This window comes from Streptomyces sp. NPDC037203, assembly GCF_055605065.1.
Genome location: NZ_JBVJUC010000005.1, coordinates 69,630 through 91,823 on the forward strand (window position 1 = coordinate 69,630; position 22,194 = coordinate 91,823).

Below are 22,194 nucleotides of genomic sequence, written 5' to 3' on the forward strand. Positions count from 1 at the left end.
GGCTCGCCCACACTGGAGTCATGAGCGGTTCCATCGCACAGGGCACCAGTCAGACCCACGGGAACACGCACATACTCCACTTCCTGGTGCGCCTCCCGAGGGCCATGGAAGACGTCTGGGCGGCGGTGGCCACCCCCGAGGGACTCGGGGCGTGGTGCACCGCCGTCGGCGTACTCGAACCGCGTCTGGACGGCGCGGTCTCCCTGCGGGGCCTGGGCTCGGGCCGGGTCACCGCCTGGGACGTGGACCGGGTCGCCGAGTACACCCTGGACGAGGGCGGCGGCGGTCGGCTGCGGTTCCACCTGGAGCGGGACGGCACGGCGGAGTGCGTGCTGCGCTTCACCCACGAGTTCCAGGACGAGGGCCCCTCGGACACGGACTGGCGCCATAGATTCGAACAACTGATCGTCGCGTTGGGGGCGGCGTCCCGGACGTAGCCGGAGCCGGCCCTCACGCGGGCGGCAGGCAGTCCTTGCCCGGCGGCTTCCCCTCCGGCCAGGCCAGCTGCACGAACTGCGAGTCGCCCTCCGGGGTCAGGCGCACGATCGGGACGGCCTTGTCGTACGGGTTGCCGTGCTCGTCCAGGCAGATCCAGCCGCTCGCCCCGGGCACCTTCAGCGAGCCCTTGACCTGCGGCCACTGGAGGCCGACGTCCGGGAGGGTCGGGATGCTGCGCCCCTCCGGCACGGCCTCGCGGATGCCGTGCACCGCGAGCTGCACCGCGTCGTACCCGATGATCAGCTGGCCGTCGTCCAGCGCGACCTGGCCGATCGGTCCGGCCGGCTTGTGCGCGGCGGTCTTCAGCAGCCCCTGGAGCTTCTGGTAGTCGGCCGTGGAGCCGCCCGTCCTCGGGGGGTTCCTCAGCCAGGCGTCCGGGTGGGCGAGGGAGGTGAACAGCACGGTGAGGTTGTGCCGCAGGGCGTCCCGGTTCAGCTGCTTCTCGTAGGTGAGGTAGGAGGCCTCGTCGCCGGTGAGGACCTGGAAGGAGCGGTCCATGCAGCCGCGGTCGCCCAGCGCGTTGACGAACTGCCGCAGCTGGGTGTGCCGCCCCGCGAACAGGATCGTGCGGGTGTCCCGCGGGGTGTCGCACACGATGTTGGTGATCTGCCGGAAGGTGTTCGCGGTGGTGCCCTCCTGGCTGCGGTCGGCGGGCGGGGTGAACGGCTGCTCCAGGACGGGCTGGTACGGCGAGCCGTTCATCAGCGTGGCGAACGACTGCTTGAGCGAGTTCGTGTACGGGTCGCCCGGCTTGTCGTAGACCAGCATGGCCTTGTCCTCGTTCGCCCGGCTCGCCCTGGCCTTGGTGTAGGAGGCGAGCGCGCGGGCCTCGTCGGTGTTGGTCGGCGCCACCCGCGCGAGGCCGGGGTAGGGGTCCTGCTTCCTGCCGCGCTGCCCGTTGGCCAGCTCGTCGGCGGTGATGGAGGAGCCGATCACCGGTATACCGAGCCTGGTCAGCGCCGCCACGGCCGCCTGGTTGGGGTCGGTGCTCTGCCCTATGCCGGTCACCGCCCGCAGCCGGTCCGCGCTCCGGGTCATCGCCTCCAGCTGGTCCACCGTCGGCCGCCAGCTGTCCTTGCCGGTGCCCGAGTTGGCGAGCAGCAGCCGGATCTGCGGGGACTGCCCGTTGGAGTCGTGATTGGCCGAGTACTGCGCGAGATAGGCGCCCTGGAGCTGGTGCTCGATGTCGTTCAGATTGGTCGGCGAGGTGGAGGTGAACGGAAGCATCAGCGCCACCGTCACGTAACGGCCGCTTCCCAGGCTCCTGTTCTCCCGGCCGATCGCCTCCACCACCTGCCGGAACCGGGGTTGCCCGAAGTCGTACACCCCGGTCGCCACGCCCACGCACTCGTCGCTGCCCGCGGGGCGGGACACCCCCGGCGCGCACCGCCGGTCGTCGTGCATCAGGGTGCGCACCGCGAAGACCCCGCCCGCCACCAGGACCGCGGCCAGCAGCAGGGAGAGATACCGGCGCAGCGGGATCTCCCACACATGCTCGCGAACCCAGGTCCCCATGCCCCCCGCCATCAGGCCTCCCCGCGACCGTCGTGCTCAGGATCGTCCGGGCCCTGGATCGGACGCCCGGCCAGCGCGGCGGCCGGCCAGTCCCGAGAGGCCCGCCACAGCAGCGCGCCCGCGGCGGGGCGCAGATTGGACAGCTGTTCCAGCTCGAAGCGGAGCCGGTCGCACACCTTCGGGTCCGGCAGCACCAGCGGATCGGTCAGCTCCCACAGCGCGTGCAGCAACCGCCGCACCCGCAGGTGCAGTACGGCGTCCACGCCCTCGGGCAGCGGATACCCGGTGTCCGTCACCCCGAGCGCGACCGCGGCCCGCCGGTCGCCGCGCCCGCCGAAGTCGTGGCCCTCGGCGTCGTGCGCGTGGAAGTAGGGCGCGGCCGCGAGGAAGCGCAGCGTGCGCAGCCACCCCCGGATGTCGGCGCCCGCGAAGTCGTCCCGCAGCCGCGCCACCGCCGACTCGGCGTCGCCGAGGGCGAGTTCGTGGTGGAGCCGGTAGGGCGCCTGCTCCGGCTCCGCGTAGTGCGCGATCAGCGTCTCGTGCGCCCGGCGCCACGACGCGTGGTCCGCGTCGCGCAGATGCAGCCGCAGCAGCAGCAGCGTCCGCACGAACGGGTCGCCGACGAACTGGCCCGGCACGACGGGCAGCCCCTCCTCGGCGAGCAGCGTCTGCAGGGCCCGTACGTCGGCGGGTCCGAAGGTGTCCGGGAGCAGCGCCGCGGCCAGCGCGCACGCCGAGCCGTGGTCGTGGGCGGCGGCCAGCACGGTCAGCTCCTCCAGGTAGGCGGCCGGCACCAGCCGGTCCAGCAGCGCCTGGTGGACGGGTGAGCCCGGCCGGTCCTCGGCGGGCCGGAACTCCGCGGTGAGCAGTCCGCCCAGCGAGGTCACCTCGGGCAGGTGCTGCGCGGCCGCCCCGGCGAGCAGCACCACGCCCAGCGGGTTGCCGCCCGTCAACCGGTGGGCGGCAGCCGGGAGATGGGCGGGCACGGCGGTGTCCGAGCAGAGCGCGCCGACGATGTGCAGGGTGTCGTCCGCGCTCAGCGGCGGCAGCGCGACCAGCAGCGCCCGCGAGGAGGGGGACGCGTCCGGTGCCCAGTCGGTGCGCCGGGCGACCTCCGCGAGCTGCCTGCGCCGGGCGCCGGGCAGCTCCGCGCGGCCCTCGCCGCGCCGGGCGGCCACGAACACCACCCGGTCGCCGGTGCCCTCGGCGCGGTCGCGCAGCACGGCCGCGGTCAGCTCCGGGCCCGGCGTCGTCTGGGCGTTGTCGAGCAGCACCAGGGGGCGGCCCAGGCGCTGCATCTTCGCCATGAACCCGGTGTACGCCTCGCCGAGGTCGGTCAGCAGGGCCCGCACCAGGTACCGCTCCGCGTGCTCGCGCGAGCCGTCGCCGTCCCGGAAGTGCTGGGACAGCAGGATCAGCCCGCGCTGCGCGTTGCCGCCCGCGTTCGGGTACGACCGGTACCACTCGGACGCCTTCTGCTGCCGGTGCCCGGTGAACCCCTCGGCGACGGACTCCAGGGTGGCCTCGATGGCGCCCGAGACCAGCGGGCCCGCGCCGGTGGCGGCCGCGACCACCTTCGCCGCGACCTTGCCCGCCCACTTGCCGGCGAACGCGCCGAATTTCGCGCCCCGTTCGTTCAGCAGCAGGATCCGTTCGACCTCCCGGCGGATGCGCTCCGAGTCGGCGTCGCCCCAGCCGCCCGCGGCCACCGCGACCAGGCCCGACATCAGGCGCGGGAAGGTGATCCGCCCGGCGCCGGTCACCGGCTCGGCCAGCTGCTCGGCGATCACCAGCAGCGCCTGGGCCGTCGGCGACCAGGACTCGGCGGGCCGGCCGCCGGGCGGCTCGGCGAACTGGCGCGCCGCGCAGTCGATCAGCGCGACCGGCGTATGCCCCTGGTAGGCGTCCCGCAGCGCGCCCAGCACCGCGCTCTTGCCCAGCCCCCGAGCGCCGGTGAGCACCACGAACGGAGGCCCGTCCGGGTGTTCCGGCGGATGGGCGCGGTGGTGTCCGGGGACCAGCCCCACCAGGCGTGGCGCCAGGCCGGCCGGATCCGCGTCGAAGAGTGCCCCCCGTCCGTGCAACCGTGTGTGCACCACATCTCCCCCCTCAACAGCAGTGTAAGAAGGGGAAGTTGCTCGGTGCCAGGGCCAGTGGTGCCCGGTTGGGTAACGATGTGTGCGCACGGCACCGCGCTGCGCTCACGAGACCGCGGAGAGCCGGCCGGGGCCCACCGAGGCGATGTGGTCCCGCAGCCGCTCCACGTACAGCCGCATGTTCTTCGCGGCGACGTCGGTGTCCGGGTAGCGGCTGGCCAGCCACAGCCCCTCGTGCTGCCGGTTCACCCAGACGCACACCTGGTCGCCGTACGACACCCGCAGCAGCGCGTGCGCCCGCATGTCCGTCCAGCGGTCGGCGCCGGGCACCGTGCGGGTGTCGACGTAGGAGACGATCGAGTACAGGTCGGGCGAGGTGGGCCGGAAGTCCGCGCCGAGCAGCGCGAGGACCCGCGCCAGCGGCATCCGGGCCAGCTTGCGGGCCGCGCCCAGCTCCGCCCGTACGGCCCGCAGGACGTCCGGGAAGCCGCGGGTGCCGGTGAGCGGCACCTCGATGGGGGCGCCGCCCACGTACCAGCCCACCGAGTCGGTCCAGCGCGAGCGCACACGGGTGTGGAACGGGACGACCGTCCGGTACACCGACTGCCCGCCCAGCTCCTGCACGCTGAGCGCGGTCGCCGCGAGCACGCCGACCAGGCCCCCGCCGTAGGGCCGGCAGTACGCCTCGAACGCGGCCGCCGCCTCCGCGTCCGCGAGCGGCTCGCACAGCATCGCCTGCCGGGGGAGCGGATCGCCGGGGGCGAGGCCGAGGTCCACCGGGAAGGCGGGCAGGGTGCCGCCGCCGCGCCGGATGAACTCCCGCCAGCGCGCCACGATGTCGTGCCCGCCGTCCAGCCGGTCCGCGTCGGCCCGTTCGATCTCGCAGAAGTCCACGTAACTGGCGGCCGGCGCGGGACAGTCGGCCGGCCGCCCCTGCGTGATCGCGGTGTACAGCTCGTGCACCTCGGCGGCGATCCGGGTCAGCGAGTAGGCGTCCACATTGCTGTGGTCGAAGGCCATGTAGACGCTGGTGGAGTCCTCGCGGACGACGGCGGTGTAGATGAGGTTCGGCCAGCGCAGGGCGTCGGCGACGGCGTCGAACCGGTCCTGGAGATGGGCGACGAGCCGGTCCGCGTCGGTGAACTCGCCGGCGTCCTCCCGGTGCAGGGACACATCGGCGGGGTCGAGGGTGAACCGGCGCAGTTCGTCACCGGCCCAGCGGAAGCCGCTGCGCAGCGTCTCGTGCCGCAGCGTCCAGGAGCGCAGGGCCTCCTGGAGCGCGTCGAGGTCGGCCCGGCCCGGCAGGTCGAAGGCGGTGCCGAGCCAGGTCGGCACGAACAGGCCGTCGTCCCGTACGCACTTGGCGGTCCGGATGTGCGACTCCTGGATGTAGGCCGGCGGCCGGGAGTCCTCCGGCAGCCGGGTCGCCGCCGCCACGGTGGCCGGGCTCAGCGTCCACTCGACGAGCCGTCCCGGCCGTACCCCGCAGCGCTGGATGTCAGTGATTCGCACGCGTCTCCCATCGAAGAAGGGGCCCTGCTGAATAGGGCCCCCCTCCAAGGCAATGCCGTGGGAGGCGGCGGAGACATGCCCGTCGGTTCCATTTCAACGGAACGGGTGGCAGGCCGAACGGGGAAGTGATTAACGGACAGTGACCATGGCGGTACGGGTGCACCCGCTTCCTCCAGGGCCGGGCCCGGTGACGGGGGCCGGGGGGCGGGTGGCCGATACTGGGAGGCATGGCTTACGACGATCTTCGCTCCCTGCTCCGGGCCCTGGAGCGCGAGGGAGACCTCAAGCGCATCAAGGCCGAGGTCGACCCCTACCTGGAAATCGGGGAGATCGTCGACCGGGTGCAGAAGTCCGGCGGCCCGGCGCTGCTGTTCGAGAACGTCAAAGGCTCGGCGATGCCGCTGGCCATGAACGTCTTCGGCACCGACCGCCGCCTGCTGAAGGCGCTGGGCCTGACGTCGTACGACGAGATCTCCGGGAAGATCGGCGGGCTGCTGCGCCCCGAGCTGCCGCACGGCTTCGTCGGCGTGCGCGAGGCGTTCGGCAAGCTGGGCGCGATGGCGCACGTGCCGCCGCGCAAGATCAAGGAAGCGCCCGTGCAGGAGGTCGTGCTGCACGGCGACGACGTCGACCTCGACCGGCTCCCCGCGCTGTTCACCTGGCCCGAGGACGGCGGCTCCTTCTTCAACCTGGGCCTGACCCACACCAAGGACCCCGAGAGCGGCGTCCGCAACCTCGGCCTGTACCGCCTCCAGCGCCACGACAAGCGCACCATCGGCATGCACTGGCAGATCCACAAGGACAGCCGCAACCACTACCAGGTGGCCGCGCGCCGGGGCGAGCGGCTGCCCGTGGCCATCGCCTTCGGCTGCCCCCCGGCCGTCACCTACGCCTCCACCGCGCCGCTGCCCGGCGACATCGACGAGTACCTGTTCGCCGGGTTCATCGCGGGCAAGCGGATCGAGATGGTCGACTGCAAGACCGTCCCGCTCCAGGTCCCCGCCCACGCCGAGGTCGTCCTGGAGGGCTGGCTGGAGCCGGGCGAGATGCTGCCCGAGGGCCCCTTCGGCGACCACACCGGCTTCTACACCCCCCGGGAGCCGTTCCCCGCGCTGAAGATCGACTGCGTGACGATGCGCAAGCGCCCGCTGCTCCAGTCGATCGTGGTGGGACGGCCCCCCACGGAGGACGGCCCGCTCGGCCGCGCCACGGAACGCTTCTTCCTCCCCCTGCTGAAGATCATCATCCCGGACATCGTGGACTACCACCTGCCCGAGGCCGGCGGCTTCCACAACTGCGCGATCGTCTCGATCGACAAGAAGTACCCGAAGCACGCGCAGAAGGTCATGCACGCCGTCTGGGGGGCGCACATGATGTCCCTCACCAAGCTGATCGTGGTCGTGGACGCCGACTGCGACGTCCACGATCTGCACGAGGTCGCCTGGCGCGCCCTCGGCAACACCGACTACGCCCGTGACCTCACGGTCGTGGAAGGCCCCGTCGACCACCTCGACCACGCCTCCTACCAGCAGTTCTGGGGCGGCAAGGCCGGGATCGACGCCACCCGGAAATGGCCGGAGGAGGGCTACACGCGCGACGGCGGGTGGCCGGAGATGGTCCTGTCGGACCCGGATACGGCGGCCCTGGTCGACCGCCGCTGGAAGGAATACGGACTGTGAGCACCGCTGCCCCGACGATCCCGCGGCCGGGCCGCACGCGCGCCTTCCTGCGCCTGGTGATGATCGAGCACTCGGTCTTCGCGCTCCCCTTCGCCTACATCGCCGCCCTGACGGCGATGTACGAGCTGGACGGGAACATCCACTGGGTCCGGCTGCTCCTGGTCACCGTCTGCATGGTCGGCCTGCGCACCTTCGCGATGGCCGTGAACCGGATCATCGACCGGGAGATCGACGCCCGCAACCCGCGCACGGCCCACCGCGAGCTGGTGACCGGCGCGATGTCGGTACGGCACGCCTGGACCGGCGCGCTGGTCGCGCTGGTGGTCTTCCTGGGCGCCGCGGCGCTCCTGAACCCGCTCTGCCTGGCCCTCGCGCCCCTCGCGGTGATCCCGATGGTGGTCTACCCCTACGGGAAGCGGTTCACGAACTTCCCGCAGGCCATCCTGGGCATCGCCCAGGCCATGGGCCCCATCGGCGGCTGGCTGGCGATCTCCGGCAGCTGGTCCTGGGACGCGGTGATCCTGGGCCTCGCCGTCGGCGTCTGGATCGGCGGCTTCGACCTGATCTACGCCTGCCAGGACGTGGAGACCGACCGCGCCATCGGAGTGAAGTCGGTCCCGGCCCGCTTCGGCATCCCGGCCGCCATCCGGGGCGCCCGCGCCTGCCACACGGTCACCACCGCGCTGTTCGTCTGGTACGCCCTCGCCACCCACGCGGGCGTCTTCTTCTGGCTCGGCCTGGTGATCGTGGCCGGCGCGTTCCTGTACGAGCACCGGATCGTGCGCCCGCACGACCTGTCCCGGCTCAACCGGGCCTTCTTCAGCGTCAACGGTTTCATCGGGATCGCCCTTTTCGTGTGTGCCCTGCTGGACCTGCTGGTGCGGGGCCTGACCGTCTGAACCGGGTGTCCCCGCCCCCCGCTTGCCCCCCACCCGGCCCGGTCCCGGCCGGGCACGCCGGTACGCTCAAGGTGTGAACGCAGGAGAAACGCGGCGCGTGCCTTGGATCGTGGGGGTGTCCGGTGCTTCCGGGACGCCGTATGCGGCTGCCGTGCTGCGCGCTTTGCTGGCGGCGGGGGAGGCCGTGGACCTGGTGGTCAGCCGGGCCTCCCGGCTGACGCTGCTGGACGAGACGGGGATCTCGTTCCGGGACGCCCACTGGCAGGACGACCTGCGGGAATGGCTGGCCCGTGGCGCCGACGGCAAGCCGGGGACCTTCGACACGGACGTCAGCGGGGTGCGGTACTGGAGCGCGGGCGACCTCGCGGCGGGCCCGTCCTCGGGGTCGTACCCGGCGAAGGGCATGCTCATCGTGCCCGCCTCCACGGCCTGTGTGGCGGGGGTCGCGCTGGGGCTGTCCAAGGATCTGCTCCAGCGGACGGCGAGCGTCACCCTGAAGGAGCGCCGGAGGCTCGTCGTCGCCGTACGGGAGACCCCGCTGAACGGCCAGACCCTGCGCCACCTCGTCGCCCTGGACGACGCCGGCGCCTCGGTCGTCCCCGCCTCGCCCGCCTTCTACGCGGGTGCCACGCACATCCAGGACCTGGTGGACTTCGTCGCCGGGCGGGTGCTGGACGCGGCGGGCGTCCCGCACGGGCTGTACCGGCGCTGGCGGGGTGAGCTGGGCGGCGGCAGCGGGCAGTGAGCGGCACCCGGCAGCACTCGGCAGCGGCAGCACCCGGCATCGGCACCACCCAGCAGTAGCGCTCTACCCCTCATCACTCGAGAACTCTTCAGCGGAAGGCTTCGATCGCATGGACGCGGTGGACAGGCAGCTCATCCAGGCCCTGAGGGAGAACGGCCGGGCCTCCTACGCGGAGCTGGGGCGCCTCGTCGGACTGTCGGGACCCAGCGTCACCGACCGCATCAACCGGCTGGAGGCGGCCGGTGTGATCACCGGCTACCGCGCCACGGTCGACGCGGCCTCCCTCGGCCTCGGCGTCACCGCTCTGATCGGCATCTCGCTCTCCGACGCGGCCGACCACGAGGACGTGGCGCAGCGGCTGCGGGACCTCAAGGAGATCGAGGACTGCTGGTTCATCGCCGGCGACGACTCCTTCATGCTCAAGGCGCGCGCGACCGACGTGGACGGCCTGGAGCGGATCATCCGCCGGCTCAGCGGGACCAAGGGCGTCTCGCGCACCCGTACCACCATCGTGCTGTCCACGAAGTGGGAGAACCGGGTCGGGGAACTGCCCGAAGAGGTCTAGGGATACCGTAGGCCGAGCTGTCGTAGAAAGGTGTTGGCATGGACGTCGGGCTCAAGCGCGCGCTGGAGGAGAAGGTCCGCTCCGGTGAGCGGCTGACCCGCGAGGACGGCATCGCGCTGTACGAGTCGGACGATCTGGCCTGGCTCGGCGGTCTGGCGCACGAGGTGCGGACGCGCAAGAACGGCGACGTCGTGCACTTCAACGTCAACCGGCACCTGAACATGACGAACGTGTGCACGGCCTCCTGCGCGTACTGCTCCTTCCAGCGCAAGCCGGGGGAGAAGGACGCGTACACGATGCGGATCGAGGAGGCCGTGAAGCTCGCGAAGGCGATGGAGTCGGAGAACCTCACCGAGCTGCACATCGTCAACGGCCTGCACCCGAACCTGCCCTGGCGCTACTACCCCCGGTCGCTGCGCGAGCTGAAGGCGGCCCTGCCGAACGTCTCGCTCAAGGCGTTCACGGCGACGGAGATCCACCACTTCGAGACGATCTCCGGTCTCACGGCCTCCGAGATCCTGGACGAGCTGATCGACGCGGGGCTGGAGTCGCTGACCGGCGGCGGCGCGGAGATCTTCGACTGGGAGGTCCGCCAGCACATCGTGGACCACAGGACGCACTGGGAGGACTGGTCCCGGATCCACCGGCTGGCGCACGAGAAGGGTCTGAAGACCCCGGCCACGATGCTGTACGGCCACATCGAGGAGCCGCGCCACCGGGTGGACCACGTCCTGCGCCTGCGCGAGCTCCAGGACGAGACCGGCGGCTTCCAGGTCTTCATCCCGCTGCGTTACCAGCACGACTTCGTGGACATGAAGGACGGCAAGGTCCGCAACCGGCTCCAGGCGCGGACGACGATGGCGACGGGCGCGGAGGCGCTGAAGACCTTCGCGGTCTCCCGGCTGCTGTTCGACAACGTCCCGCACGTGAAGGTGTTCTGGGTCATGCACGGCGTCCAGACCGCGCAGCTGGCCCTCCAGCACGGCGCGGACGACATGGACGGCTCGGTGGTGGAGTACAAGATCACCCACGACGCGGACAACTACGGCACCCCGAACAAGCTGACCCGCGAGGACCTCCTGGACCTGATCCGCGACGCCGGCTTCCGCCCCGTGGAGCGCAACACGCGCTACGAGATCATCCGCGAGTACCCCGCCGCCGACCCCACCCGCCGGGACTCCCCCCAGCCGATGCGCCTCTGACCCGGCCGGGCGGGCGGGGCCCCGCCGTTCGACGCCCCGCCCGCCCGGGTACTCGGCGGGCATGACCCCCGATCCCGCCCCCGAGGACGCCTACACCGCCGCCCCCTTCGTGCCGGCTCGTGGGGGGCTCAGGGTGTTGCGGGAGGCGGCGGCCGGGTGCCGGGGGTGTCCGTTGCACGGGCCCGCCACGCAGACGGTGTTCGGGGAGGGCGACGAGGGCGCACGGGTGATGCTCGTGGGGGAGCAGCCCGGTGACCAGGAGGACCGGCAGGGCAGGCCCTTCGTGGGGCCGGCCGGGCACCTGCTGCACAAGGCGCTCGAAGAGGCGGGCATCGACCCGGCGCAGGCGTACGTCACCAACGCGGTCAAGCACTTCAAGTTCGCGCAGACCGAGCCCCGCAAGCGGCGGATCCACCGCGCCCCCAGCCTCAGGGAGATGACCGCCTGCGCCCCCTGGCTCGCGCGGGAACTCGCGCTCGTGGAGCCCGAGCTGATCATCGTCCTCGGTGCCACCGCGGGCAAGGCGCTCCTCGGCTCCGGCTTCCGGGTCGGCCAGGTCCGCGGCACCGTCGTCGAGCGGGACGTCCACGGCCGCCCCGAGCGCCTGCTCCCCACCGTCCACCCGTCGTCCGTGCTGCGCGCCGACGACCGCGACGCCGCCTACCAGGGCTTCCTCGCCGATCTGAAAGTCGCCGCCCGCACCCTGGGGTAATGATTACACTGCCCCGGTGGCCCTTACTTTCACCCTGGAACCGCCCCTCACCCCCGCCCTGCGCGACGGCCTCCTCGATCTCTGGGCGGACGTGACGAACGCCGGCGGTGCCGTCGGCTTCGTCGCTCCCGTGGACCGGGAGGAGATACGGCCCGAGCTGGTGCGTCATCTCGTCCACATGGCCGAGGGCCGTACCCGGCTCCTCGTCGGCCAGGACGAGCGCGGCGGAATCCTCGCCGCCGCGTTCCTCACCGGGAACCCGCAGCACCTGGCCGCCCACTGGCTCTCGCTGTACTCCGTCATGGTCCACCCCCGCCACCAGGGCAAGGGGTACGGCCGCGCTCTGCTGGCCGCCGCCGAGGACGCGGCCCGCGCGAGCGAGGGCATCGAGGCGATCCGCCTGTCCTGCCGGGGCGGCCACGGGCTGGAGCGGTTCTACGGCTCCTGCGGCTACAAGGAGGTCGGCCGCGTCCCCGGTGCCGTCCGCGTCGCCCCCGGCGACGACCGCGACGAGATCTTCATGCTGCTGCCGCTCGGGTGACCGCCCGGCCCGCCGACCCCGCTGCATGATCGCCCATGAGGCGTGCTTCACTGGACGATGACCCCTTTTGGAATCGGACGAGTGGATTGAGATGCTCCGCTACACGCTGATGCGCCTCGGTATCTTCGCGGGCTGCCTCCTGGTCGTCTGGGGAGCCGTGTACTCCGGCATCTTCCCGCGCGGCTTCGGCAAGTCCAACGGCCTGTGGATCGCCCTGCTCGCCCTGATCATCTCGGCGCCGATCAGCTGGGTGGTGCTGCGCAAGGAGCGGGAGCGGGCCTCGATGAAGGTCGTCGGCCGGGTCGACCGCATGAAGGCGAACCTGGAGGCGAACCGCAGCCAGGAGGACTTCGCCGACGACACCGCGCGGGCCCAGAGCCAGGCGTCGTAGCAGGCACCGGGAATATGAGGATCGTCAAAGGAACGGGCCGCGGTCCCGGCAGACCCTAGTCTTGCTCCCATGGGCGGCGGCAGGACCAGACGGATGCCGAGGGCGGAGCGCGAGCGGCAGATGCTCGACGCCGCCGTGCGGATCATCGCGCGGCACGGATACACCGCCGCGTCGATGGACGAGATAGCCGAACTCGCCGGCGTCTCCAAGCCGTTGGTGTACCTCTACCTCCACTCCAAGGACGACCTCTTCACCGCGTGCATCCGCCGCGAGGCCGCCGCCCTGACGCGGGCCGTACGCGCGGCGGTCCGCCCCGGCCTGCCCGCCGACCGCCAACTCTGGGACGGTGTCCGGGCGTTCTTCGCCTACACCGCCGAGCACCCCGACGGCTGGACGGTCCTGCACCTCCAGGCCCGCACCCACGGCCCGAGGTTCGCCGCCGAGGCCGACGCCCTGCGCGGGGAGATGACCGCGTTCGTCACCCGCCTGATCGCGGCGGCCGTCCGGGAGTCCCCGCACTCCCGCGACCTCTCGGCCCACGAACTCGCCGGCCTCGCCGTCGCCCTGGTCGGCGCGGCGGAATCCCTGGCCGACTGGACCAACACCACCCCGTCCGCCACCGCCGCCCGAGCCTCCGAGACCCTGATGGACTTCGCCTGGTCCGGCCTGGGCAACCTGATGTCCGGCAACCGCTGGGCCCCGCCGGGCGTGGCGCCGCTCAGCCGGCCCTGACCCCGGTCTCCCCGGCACCCGCGGGCTCCGCGATCTCCGTGTCCGCCTCCCGCGGCGGCCTGCGGCGTTGCAGCAGGACGAACCACACCAGGCCGGCGAGCGCCACCAGGGCCGCGATGTAGAAGTTGAGGCGCAGTCCCAGGAAGTACTGGGAGTAGTCGACGCGCAGGGACTCCTCGAAGATGCGGAAGGCGGAGTAGCCGGTGACGTACAGCGGGAACAGGCCGCCGGGGCGGACCCTGCCGCCGCGGCCCAGGCGGATCAGGACGGCCGCGAGGAGCAGGTCCCAGATCAGTTCGTAGAGGAAGGTGGGGTGGAAGGTGGCGTCCTGGAGGTAGCCCGCGGGGCGGTGCGCGGGGTCGATCTCCAGGCCCCAGGGGAGGCTGGTCGGGCCGCCGAACAGCTCCTGGTTGAAGTAGTTGCCGATACGGCCGATGGCCTGCGCGGTCAGCAGGCAGGGGGCCAGCGCGTCCATCATGCCGGGGACCGAGGCGCCGGCCCGGCGCAGCCGCCATACGCAGACGGCCGTGGCCAGGGCGACGCCGCCCCAGATGCCCAGACCGCCGTCCCACACCGCCAGCGGGCCCCACCAGTGCGGGGGGATGGCCGCCGGTGTCGTCAGGTCGAAGTAGATCCGGCCGCCGAGGATGCCGAACGGCACGCCCCAGATCGCGACGTCCTCCACCAGCGCCGGATCGCCGCCCGCGGCCTGCCAGCGGCGCCGGCCGAGGTGGACGGCGAGGCCGATGCCCACGACGTACATCAGGCCGTAGACGTGGATGTACAGGGGGCCCAGGTGGAAACCGTTCACCGAGGGGGAGGGGATGGCGGCTAGCAGCATGGGGACGAGGGTACGTGGGGCACCTCTGACCGCTCGCCCCGACCGGCCCCGCCGGGCCCCGACCAGCCCCGGTCGCCCCGACCGGCCTTCCCCCTCCTACGGCACCCCGCCCACCCTCCCCGACACATGCACCCGGCCGTCCCCGCCCCGCAGTTCGAACCGGTCGCCCTCCGGCGACGCCCCGTACCGCACCACCCCCGGCAGCGGCACCGGCGCCCGGAACTCCACCCGTACCGAGTCGGCGTCCCCGTGCTCCGCCACGCACCGTGCCGCCGTCCACATGCCGTGCGCGATGGCGCGGCGGAAGCCGAAGGGGCGGGCGGTGAGGCGGGTGAGGTGGATGGGGTTGCGGTCGCCCGAGACGGCGGCGTAGGCGCGGCCCAGGTTCGCGGGCAGGGACCACTCCGCGAGGGCCGGGAGCGCAGCCGCGTCCGCCGAGGGCGGAGCCGCCTGGGCCGGACGGGTCGTGGGCGTGCCGTCCTCCCCCGTCCGGTGCCGGGACAGATACGTGCTGGACGACTCCCACACCAGCGCCCCCGCCCGCCGCGCCCGCGTCACCACCGTCGCCTCCGTACCGCGCCGGTGCGGGGCCAGCCCCGAGACGTGTGCGGTGAGTTCGTACGACTCCCGCGCGGGCAGCGGCGCGTGCCGGACGAGAGCGATCGAGGTGTGCACCAGCCCCGGCAGCGGGAGCGGGAAGTCCCGTGCGCCGAGCAGCCGCATGGCCAGGGGGAACGCGAGGACATGGAGGTAGGGGAGCGGGAGGGTGCCGGCGGCGGGGAAACCGCACAGGCGGGTGTACCGCGCCAGCCGGTCCGCCTCCGCGCGCGCCCCGCGCAGCACCAGCCGCGTGTCCGGGTACGGCGCCCCCGCCGACGGCCGCTTGCCCAGCGAGCGCACCGCGCCGGCCAGCAGCAGCGGCCCCAGCGCCGGTGCCCTGTCGAGGACGGTCGGCATCAAACCCCCCGAAGACGGGAACGGATCGCTTGCCCGGCGGTAAAGTTACCGCAGGTAAGTCGAGGTGGGCCAGTGCCGGAAGCTGCAACAGCCCCGCACAGCCCCGTCCCCGGACCAACCCCGGAACCGCACGAGACCCCCACAACGGGCCCGTACGATCACTCGCCTGACCGGCGGTAACACCTCCCCAGCTCGTTCGCCGCGCGTCCGGCCGCCGGTGAACGCCTCGCCGCACGCCCGAGGAGCCGCTCGTGTCCCCCCACCCCGCCAACTCCCCTGCCCGCGCCGTCGACTACGACGGCCGCCCGCTGCTCGTCGCGCCCCGCACCCGGCGCCTCGACGGGGCCGTACGGGAGGCCGTCGTACCGCCCGTGGCGGCGCCGGTGACCCACGGGTCGCTGGCCGACCTGCCGTTCGACAACGCCGCCGGGGACCCGGACGCGGTGGTGCTCGGACGCAGGCTCGCAGACGGCCGCTGGGAGGACGTCACCGCCGCGCGGTTCGCCGGGGAGGTGCTGGCCGTCGCCAAGGGGCTGATCGCCGAGGGGCTGACGCCCGGCGACCGGATCGCGATCATGGCGCGCACGAGGTACGAGTGGACGCTGCTCGACTTCGCCGCCTGGGCCGCGGGCCTCGTCACCGTCCCCGTCTACCCCACCTCGTCCGTCTTCCAGACCCGGTGGATCCTGCACGACTCCGGCGCCGTCGCCCTGGTGACCGAGACCGCGGCGCAGGCCGCCGCGCTCGGTCCCGAGCTGCAACACCTGCCGGACCTGCGGCACTTGTGGGTCATGGACAAGGGGCACGTGGAGCGGCTGGCCGACGCGGGGGTGCCGGTACCGGACGGCGAGACCGGGGTGCGGCGCGGCATGCTCGGGCCCGACACCCTGGCCACCCTCGTCTACACCTCCGGCACCACCGGCCGCCCCAAGGGCTGCGCCCTGACGCACGGCAACTTCTTCGCCGAGGTGGACAACGCGATCGAACTCCTCCACCCCGTCTTCCGGCAGCACGACGACGATCCGTCCGTCCTCCTCTTCCTCCCCCTCTCGCACGTCTTCGGGCGCATGGTCGCCATCGCCTGCGTCCGCGCCCGCGTCCGCCTCGGGCACGCGCCCAGCCTCAAGGCCGCGGACCTGCTGCCCGACCTCGCCGCCTTCCGGCCCACCGCCCTGCTGACCATCCCCTACATGCTGGAGAAGGTCTTCAACTCGGCCCGCGCGCAGGCCCAGTCGGGTGGCCGGGGGGCCGTCTTCGACCGCGCCGCCGCCGTCGCCCGGCGCTACGGCGAGGCGGTCCAGGCCCGCCGGAGCGGCACCGGCGGCGGCCCCGGCACCGCCCTGAAGACCCAGCGCGGCTTCTACGACCCCCTCGTCTACCGCCGCATCCGCGCGGCGCTGGGCGGCCGGGTCCGGCACGTCATCTGCGGCGGCTCCCCGCTCGGGCGCCGCCTGGCCGCGTTCTACGCCGGTGCGGGCATCGAGATCTACGAGGGGTACGGCCTCACGGAGACCACCGGCGCGACCACCGTCACGCCCCCGCTCAAACCCCGTCCCGGCACCGTGGGCTGGCCGCTGCCCGGCACGCGGGTGCGGATCGCCGCCGACGGGGAGATCCTGGTCTGCGGCGATCACGTGCTGCGCGGCTACTGGGACCCGCAGGCCGGCGGTGTCGTCCCCGCCACCCGCGAAGGCTGGCTGCACACCGGGGACTTGGGCGAGCTGGACGACGACGGCTACCTCACCATCACCGGCCGCAAGAAGGAACTCCTCATCACCTCCGGCGGCAAGTCGGTCGCCCCCGCCCCGCTGGAGAACTGGCTGCGCCAGCACCCGCTGATCTCCCAGGTGATCCTGGTCGGCGACGACCGCCCGTACGTCGCGGCGCTGCTCACCCTCGACGCCGAGGGCGTCACGCACTGGCGGCGGATGAACGGGAAGCACCCCGTGCCGCCCGAACTGGTCGCGGACGACCCCGAGTTGCGGGCCGTGCTCCAGCGTGCCGTGGACGACGCCAACCGGCTCGTGTCCCGCCCCGAGTCCATCCGCCGCTTCACCGTCCTGCCCGTCGACTTCACGGAGGAGGCCGGCCATCTCACGCCCTCCATGAAGCTCCGGCGCGCGCGGATCCTCGCGGACTTCCGCCGGGAGGTGGAGGGGCTGTACGACGGGGTGTGAACGCCCCGGTGCCCCGGCGCACCTGGCCGGTTTCTCCTTCAACACTCCTTTTGTAGAAGGCTCTTGGCAGGACCTTTGCTGTGAAAACCCGGATGCCGGGTGACAACGGGACACGCGTTGACTGCACACTGACAACCACGGGCGCACGTTCCCCCCACTGGTGGCCGCCAGTCACGTCTGCACCGCGAGACCCGCGATAAGGAGCAGCATGTCTGCCACGATCCGCCTCACCGCAGCCACAGCCGTCGCCGCCGCCGTCCTGTCGGCCCTGGCGACCTCCCCCGCGGCCGCCGTCGCCGCGCCGGCGCTGCGCATGACCCCGGTCAGCGGTCACATCACCAGCCACCACCTGGTCGGTGGCATCAGGAACAGCACCAGCTCCAACTGGGCCGGCTACGCGGCGACCGGTACGACGTTCACCAGTGTCTCCGCGAGCTGGGTGCAGCCGGCGGTCAGCTGCACCAGCAAGACCACGTACTCGTCGTTCTGGATCGGCATCGACGGCGACGGCAGCAACTCCGTGGAGCAGACGGGCACCGAGGCGGACTGCTCCAGCGGCCAGGCGGTGTACTCGTCCTGGTACGAGATGTACCCGGCGTACCCCGTCAACTACAGCAACGCGGTGAGCGCGGGCGACCACTTCACCTCCACGATCACCCGCAGCGGCTCCACGTACACGCTCACCCTGAAGGACACCACCAAGGGCTGGACGAAGACCACCACCAAGACGCAGAGCGGTCTGTCCAACGCATCCGCCGAGGTCATAGCCGAGGCGCCGTCCAGCTCCACCGGTGTGCTGCCGCTGTCGAACTTCGGCACCGCGAGCTTCACCAACGCCACCGCCAACGGCCAGGCGATCGGCAACTACTCGCCGGACAAGATCGACATGGCGTCGGGCAGCACCACCAAGGCGACCACCTCCGCGCTGAGCGGCGGCGAGAACTTCTCGGTCACCTACAACCACAGCTGACCCGGCCCCTGTACCACCGGGGCGGCGCCGGACGACGACGTCCGCCGCCGCCCCGGTGGGCCGTTTCCGGCTGTCGGGGCGGGTGGTTCCCCGGCGGGGACCGGGTGGGACACGGTGTACTTGCGCACGTAGCGCTCCGCCTCCGGGATGGAGGCCATCGACGGCCTCGCCGCCGCCAGGGACGTGCTGGACCGCCCTGCGGTCGTACATGGCGGTCAGGGCGCCGATGCGGTCCTGGACCAGCATCGCGCGGTAGTCCACCCGCTCCCGCGCCCACACCACCCGCCCGTTCGGTTCCGGGCCCGAGCGGCGCCTCCCTGCCGGGCCGCCGCCTCCGGCAGGACCCGCTCGTCCTGCCGGTGCTGTCCCCGGTCGTCACGTTCGCGGTCGACGCCCCCGGCGGACTGGGCGGACGTCCGCGACCGCTGGCAGATCGCCCACGCCGTCCGGACCGCCTTCTGCGTCGGCGCGCTCGGCTGCCTCGGCGCCGCCGTCATCGACCGTCCGTTTTGGCGCCCGCCCGTCACCCGAGGCCCGCACCCGGCCACGCCCCTGCCGGCGAGGACCGCCGCGACCGCCGCCACCAGGACGGCGACCGGCGCCCGCGGGGGCCCGTCTCAGCGGGGCGGCCCGGCGAGCGGGATCTCGGCCCACACCGTCTTGCCCACGACGCGTTCGCGCACGCCCCACGTCCGGGCCAGCGCGTCCACGACCACCAGGCCCCGGCCGTGCTCGTCCCCCGGCGCCGCCCGCAGGACGCGCAGGGGCCGGTCGCCCCGCGTATCGCTCACCTCGATGCGCAGCGTGTCCTCATGCGGCAGCAGAGTCAGCCGCAGCTCGAAGTCCCGGCCCGGCACCCGGCCGTGGACGACGGCGTTGGTCGCCAGCTCCGAGGCGAGGAGCTGGGCGGTGGTGTTCAGTACGCCGTCATAGGGATAACCCCAGGTGTCGAGCGAGGTGCCGGTGAGCCGTCGGGCCAGTCGCGCCCCGCGCGGGGTGGCGCTCATGCGCTGGATCAACTCTTTCAGGGGGGTGGAGATTTCCAGATTCACATCACCGAGCGTGGCCGGTTCTCCCTACGCTGACCAGGAGATACCCGGCGACTCTGCGTAGTCGTACGGGCACGTGTCGGCGCGTGTACGGGATGAACGGAGGACGGAGTGGTAGACGAGAAGGAGCGGCGGCCGGACACTCCTGCGCAGGAGAACGGATCGGCCGGTGTCTTCACCGCGCTGGGCAGGCAGCTGAAGTTACTGAGGGAGCGGGCGGGGCTCAGCCAGACGGAGTTCGGGAACCGGGTCGGCTACGGCCCCGACCACATCTCGGCCATGGAGCGGGGCGTACGCACCCCCAGGCCGGAGTTCCTGGTCAAGGCCGACACCATCCTCGACGCCCAGGGGATGCTGACCACCGTCCTCCCCGACGTGGAGGAGGCCATGCGCCGGGCGCGGACCCGGCATCCGGACTGGTATCGGGGCCAGGCCGAGATGGAGAGGGAGGCGGTGGAGCTGCACTTCTACGCGAACCAGGCAGTACCGGGCCTCTTGCAGACGGAGGACTACGCGCGTGCTGTGTTCGCCAAGCGGCGGCCGTTCCTCAGCGAGGAGATCATCGAGAAGCGGGTGGCCGACCGACTCTCGCGCCAGCAGATCTTCGAGCGCTGGCCAGCGCCGATTGTCAGCTACGTTCTGGAAGAGGTGATGCTCGACCGGCCGATTGGCGGGCCGCGTGTCCACGCCGATCAGCTGCGCCGCCTGCTGGCTGTCGGGGAGAGGCAGAACGTCGAGATCCAAGTGATGCCGACCAAAGTTGAGGAACACCCCAGCCTGGGGAGCTCGTTCAACCTTTTGGTCCCGAAGGGACATGAGCAGGTGGCCTATCTAGAAGCGCAAGGTCATCCCCAGCTGATCATCAACCGCGACGACGTCCGGAAGATCGCGGACCGCTATGGGATCATGCGCGCGATGGCACTGACTCCCAAGGAATCCCGCGCTCTGATCGCGGAGAAAGTGGAGAAGCTATGAACACCGACAGCCGGGCCTGGTTCAAGTCCAGCTACAGCGGTGGTGAGGGCGGCGAGTGCGTCGAACTCGCTTACAACTGGCACAAGTCGAGCTACAGCGATGGCGAGGGCGGTGAGTGCGTCGAGGTCGCCGCGCACCCCGCCGCCATCCACATCCGCGACTCCAAATCTCCCGCAGCCCACCTCACTGTCACCCCCGCAACCTGGGCATCCTTTCTGACAGTTGCCCGCGTACCGGCGAGGTGAGGCATTGACGGGTCGGCGAGGGGAGGGGACCGGTAGCGTACGGGGCGTTATGCCCGCAACCCATGGCCGGGGAACCGTCCGGGACCGGATCGGTACCACCCGCTCGTAGCCTGCCGTTCCACCCTCGCCGACTTCGTCATCCGAGCAGAGGTATGAAAGAAGACAACGACGTCAGCCGGATCTTCCTGCTGAACCCGGAAGCGCGCCTCCTGCGGGAGGCGCAGCGGGCCGGTGTTCAAGTGCGGTCGGCCTGGGCCGACACGCACGACGAGTCCGCGCTGCGGCCCCTCCTGAAGGAGGCCGCGGCGGCCGGGCTGTTCGTCAACCCCGCGCGCGCCCTGCGGCTGCTGGCGGACCAGGACGCCGTACAGCGCCTGGTCCGGGACAACCGGCTGTCGCCGGACCCCGGCGCGGTCTCCGCCGCGCCCCGGCTGACCGTGGAGACGCTGAGCGTGCACGGCATGCACCAGACCGTGGGGATCACGGCCCGGATGCCGTACGGCCTGCTCTCCCCGGCGCCGCTCACGGAGGACACCGCGGCGGAGGTACGGGCCGTGGTGACCGCCCTGCTCGACCTGACCGGGTACCAGTACGGTCCCGCGCACACCGGGGTCACGCTGACCCGGCAGGGACCGGTGATCACCGGGTGCCGGGCGGGGCTCGGGGACGATCCGATCCCCGAACTCCTCAGGGTCGCCGGGGGATTCGACCTCGCCGCCGGAGCCGTCCGGGTACTGGCCGGAAAGCTCGTGGAGGCGGTGCGGCCGGAACGATTCGCCGCGGCGGCGGAATCCAGCCGCCCGCCCACCGCCCCGCAGTCGCCGCCCGATGTCCGGTTCGTGCCGGTACATGGCGGATGCCTGCCGGGATACATCGTGGTGCAGGCCGAGTCCCCGGCGCGCGCCGCCCAGCGGGTGACCTCGCTGGGCGAGCTGGTCGCGGGCGGTGCGGGCTGATTCCAGCCGCGGGGACCGGATCGGTATCGAACCGGTAGAGGCACGCCCCACTGTTGCTACGTCGCCGGAAGAAGGACGACGACGCCAGCGACGTCAACAGGAGGCGGAGCAAGGATGCTGAAGTTCTCGATCCTCGGGGCACTACAGGTCCGTACCGTGTCCGGCCCGGCGGAGATCAGCGGCGACCTCCAGCGCACCCTCGTACAGACGCTGCTGGTCAGCGAGGGGCAGCCGGTCTCCGGGGAGAGCCTGGTCGAGGAGATGTGGGGTGAGGCCGTACCCGACAACCAGGCCAACGCCCTCCAAGCGCACGTGAGCAGGCTCCGGCGCAAGCTGAAAGCCCTGGAACCAGGTCGTCCGGTATCCCGAGTGACGATTCATCCCTCCGGATACCGGCTGACCGTGGAGGAGGGAGAGGTGGACGCCGCCGAGTTCGTACGGACCGTACGGGAGGCGGAAACGGCGTCCGCGTACGACGCGGAGGGCACCGCCCGGATGCTCGGCCGGGCGCTCGCGCTGTGGCGGGGGCCGGTGTTCGGCGGGTTCCCCGGCGGACCCCTGTGCCAGCTCGCCGGGGCCCGGTACGAGGAGTACCGGATGCGGGCCATGGAGCTGCGTTTCGACGCGGAACTGCGGCTCGGAGGGCATGCGGCGGTGCTCGCGGAGCTGGCCGAGGCGCACACCCACTACCCGCTGCGCGAGCGGTTCTGCGAGCAGCTGATGATCGCTCTGTACTGCTCGGGCCGGCAGGCGGACGCGCTCGACGTGTTCCGCCGGATGCGCCGCCAGCTGGACGAGGAACTCGGCATCCAGCCCTCGCCCGCGCTGCGCCGCGTTGAGAGCGCTATCTTGCGTCATGACCCTGCCCTCGTGAGGGATGCGCGTTCCACCCTCCTCCAGATCGCTTGAGGTGGTTAGCCTGTTCGCCAGGGCCGAG

Annotated in this window: 22 protein-coding genes and 1 pseudogene; 16 read left to right on the forward strand and 7 right to left on the reverse strand. The window is 72.2% G+C overall.

What is annotated here, in order from left to right:
• Window positions 1–20 precede the first annotated feature (20 nt).
• The gene (locus ACZ7EC_RS16280) at window positions 21–437 is read left to right on the forward strand and encodes an SRPBCC family protein (protein WP_471063023.1); all 417 of its coding nucleotides are present in this window, start codon (window positions 21–23) and stop codon (window positions 435–437) included.
• Between the two features lie 13 nt (window positions 438–450).
• On the opposite strand, the gene ACZ7EC_RS16285 is transcribed toward ACZ7EC_RS16280, so the two are convergent.
• The 3 genes from ACZ7EC_RS16285 to ACZ7EC_RS16295 form a co-directional block, all read right to left on the reverse strand.
• Entirely contained in the window at window positions 451–2,013 is a 1,563-nt protein-coding gene (locus ACZ7EC_RS16285; protein ID WP_471063025.1) for an ABC transporter substrate-binding protein, read from the reverse strand.
• Between the two features lie 11 nt (window positions 2,014–2,024).
• Window positions 2,025–4,109 carry a hypothetical protein gene (locus ACZ7EC_RS16290; protein WP_471063027.1) on the reverse strand — a complete coding sequence of 695 codons (2,085 nt, stop codon included), beginning with the start codon at window positions 4,107–4,109 and terminating at the stop codon, window positions 2,025–2,027.
• A 105-nt stretch (window positions 4,110–4,214) separates the two neighbouring features.
• Entirely contained in the window at window positions 4,215–5,621 is a 1,407-nt protein-coding gene (locus tag ACZ7EC_RS16295) for a condensation domain-containing protein (protein WP_471063029.1), read from the reverse strand.
• Between the two features lie 227 nt (window positions 5,622–5,848).
• Here ACZ7EC_RS16295 and ACZ7EC_RS16300 point away from each other — a divergent pair, with 227 nt between their 5' ends.
• From ACZ7EC_RS16300 to ACZ7EC_RS16340, 9 genes are all read left to right on the forward strand, one after another.
• Complete coding sequence (locus ACZ7EC_RS16300; RefSeq protein ID WP_471063031.1) at window positions 5,849–7,300, forward strand: menaquinone biosynthesis decarboxylase; 1,452 nt, start codon at window positions 5,849–5,851, stop codon at window positions 7,298–7,300.
• Entirely contained in the window at window positions 7,297–8,199 is a 903-nt protein-coding gene (gene mqnP, locus ACZ7EC_RS16305) for a menaquinone biosynthesis prenyltransferase MqnP (protein ID WP_471063033.1), read from the forward strand. The genes ACZ7EC_RS16300 and mqnP overlap by 4 nt, the downstream gene beginning before the upstream one ends.
• 97 nt (window positions 8,200–8,296) lie before the next feature.
• Complete coding sequence (locus ACZ7EC_RS16310; protein WP_471063608.1) at window positions 8,297–8,944, forward strand: UbiX family flavin prenyltransferase; 648 nt, start codon at window positions 8,297–8,299, stop codon at window positions 8,942–8,944.
• A 109-nt stretch (window positions 8,945–9,053) separates the two neighbouring features.
• Window positions 9,054–9,509, forward strand: coding sequence for an Lrp/AsnC family transcriptional regulator (locus tag ACZ7EC_RS16315; protein ID WP_397984626.1), 456 nt, complete (start codon window positions 9,054–9,056; stop codon window positions 9,507–9,509).
• A gap of 38 nt (window positions 9,510–9,547) precedes the next feature.
• On the forward strand, window positions 9,548–10,711 hold the full coding sequence (gene mqnE / locus ACZ7EC_RS16320) for an aminofutalosine synthase MqnE (RefSeq protein ID WP_471063035.1): 1,164 nt from the start codon (window positions 9,548–9,550) through the stop codon (window positions 10,709–10,711).
• Window positions 10,712–10,772: 61 nt separating this feature from the next.
• Window positions 10,773–11,423, forward strand: a complete 651-nt coding sequence (locus ACZ7EC_RS16325) for a UdgX family uracil-DNA binding protein (protein WP_471063036.1) — start codon at window positions 10,773–10,775, stop codon at window positions 11,421–11,423.
• 16 nt (window positions 11,424–11,439) lie between these two features.
• Window positions 11,440–11,964, forward strand: coding sequence for a GNAT family N-acetyltransferase (locus ACZ7EC_RS16330; protein WP_471063038.1), 525 nt, complete (start codon window positions 11,440–11,442; stop codon window positions 11,962–11,964).
• A 91-nt stretch (window positions 11,965–12,055) separates the two neighbouring features.
• Entirely contained in the window at window positions 12,056–12,355 is a 300-nt protein-coding gene (locus ACZ7EC_RS16335; RefSeq protein WP_471063039.1) for a DUF4229 domain-containing protein, read from the forward strand.
• A 69-nt stretch (window positions 12,356–12,424) separates the two neighbouring features.
• Window positions 12,425–13,087: a TetR/AcrR family transcriptional regulator gene (locus tag ACZ7EC_RS16340; RefSeq protein ID WP_471063044.1), complete on the forward strand. Its 663-nt coding sequence runs from the start codon at window positions 12,425–12,427 to the stop codon at window positions 13,085–13,087.
• Here the strand turns inward: ACZ7EC_RS16340 and lgt are convergent.
• Both lgt and ACZ7EC_RS16350 read right to left on the reverse strand, forming a co-directional pair.
• On the reverse strand, window positions 13,074–13,928 hold the full coding sequence (gene lgt, locus ACZ7EC_RS16345) for a prolipoprotein diacylglyceryl transferase (RefSeq protein WP_471063046.1): 855 nt from the start codon (window positions 13,926–13,928) through the stop codon (window positions 13,074–13,076). The genes ACZ7EC_RS16340 and lgt overlap by 14 nt on opposite strands.
• 96 nt (window positions 13,929–14,024) lie before the next feature.
• Entirely contained in the window at window positions 14,025–14,885 is an 861-nt protein-coding gene (locus ACZ7EC_RS16350) for a MaoC/PaaZ C-terminal domain-containing protein (protein ID WP_471063048.1), read from the reverse strand.
• 251 nt (window positions 14,886–15,136) lie between these two features.
• Here ACZ7EC_RS16350 and ACZ7EC_RS16355 point away from each other — a divergent pair, with 251 nt between their 5' ends.
• Together ACZ7EC_RS16355 and ACZ7EC_RS16360 are read left to right on the forward strand one after the other, a co-directional pair.
• Window positions 15,137–17,062, forward strand: coding sequence for an AMP-dependent synthetase/ligase (locus ACZ7EC_RS16355; protein ID WP_471063049.1), 1,926 nt, complete (start codon window positions 15,137–15,139; stop codon window positions 17,060–17,062).
• 208 nt (window positions 17,063–17,270) lie between these two features.
• Entirely contained in the window at window positions 17,271–18,032 is a 762-nt protein-coding gene (locus ACZ7EC_RS16360) for a G1 family glutamic endopeptidase (RefSeq protein WP_471063051.1), read from the forward strand.
• A gap of 198 nt (window positions 18,033–18,230) precedes the next feature.
• Here the strand turns inward: ACZ7EC_RS16360 and ACZ7EC_RS16365 are convergent.
• Together ACZ7EC_RS16365 and ACZ7EC_RS16370 are read right to left on the reverse strand one after the other, a co-directional pair.
• Window positions 18,231–18,326: pseudogene (locus tag ACZ7EC_RS16365) on the reverse strand (glycosyltransferase family 2 protein); the annotation flags it as partial.
• A 323-nt stretch (window positions 18,327–18,649) separates the two neighbouring features.
• Complete coding sequence (locus ACZ7EC_RS16370; RefSeq protein WP_471063053.1) at window positions 18,650–19,084, reverse strand: ATP-binding protein; 435 nt, start codon at window positions 19,082–19,084, stop codon at window positions 18,650–18,652.
• 108 nt (window positions 19,085–19,192) lie between these two features.
• Here ACZ7EC_RS16370 and ACZ7EC_RS16375 point away from each other — a divergent pair, with 108 nt between their 5' ends.
• The 4 genes from ACZ7EC_RS16375 (at window position 19,193) to ACZ7EC_RS16390 (ending at window position 22,166) form a co-directional block, all read left to right on the forward strand.
• Complete coding sequence (locus ACZ7EC_RS16375) at window positions 19,193–20,056, forward strand: helix-turn-helix domain-containing protein (protein WP_471063055.1); 864 nt, start codon at window positions 19,193–19,195, stop codon at window positions 20,054–20,056.
• Window positions 20,053–20,301, forward strand: a complete 249-nt coding sequence (locus ACZ7EC_RS16380) for a DUF397 domain-containing protein (protein ID WP_471063057.1) — start codon at window positions 20,053–20,055, stop codon at window positions 20,299–20,301. Before ACZ7EC_RS16375 ends, ACZ7EC_RS16380 begins: the two co-directional genes overlap by 4 nt.
• 152 nt (window positions 20,302–20,453) lie before the next feature.
• A complete protein-coding gene (locus tag ACZ7EC_RS16385) occupies window positions 20,454–21,257 on the forward strand; it encodes an ATP-grasp domain-containing protein (protein WP_471063059.1) in 804 nt (267 codons plus the stop codon).
• A gap of 114 nt (window positions 21,258–21,371) precedes the next feature.
• On the forward strand, window positions 21,372–22,166 hold the full coding sequence (locus ACZ7EC_RS16390) for an AfsR/SARP family transcriptional regulator (protein ID WP_471063061.1): 795 nt from the start codon (window positions 21,372–21,374) through the stop codon (window positions 22,164–22,166).
• Window positions 22,167–22,194 lie beyond the last annotated feature (28 nt).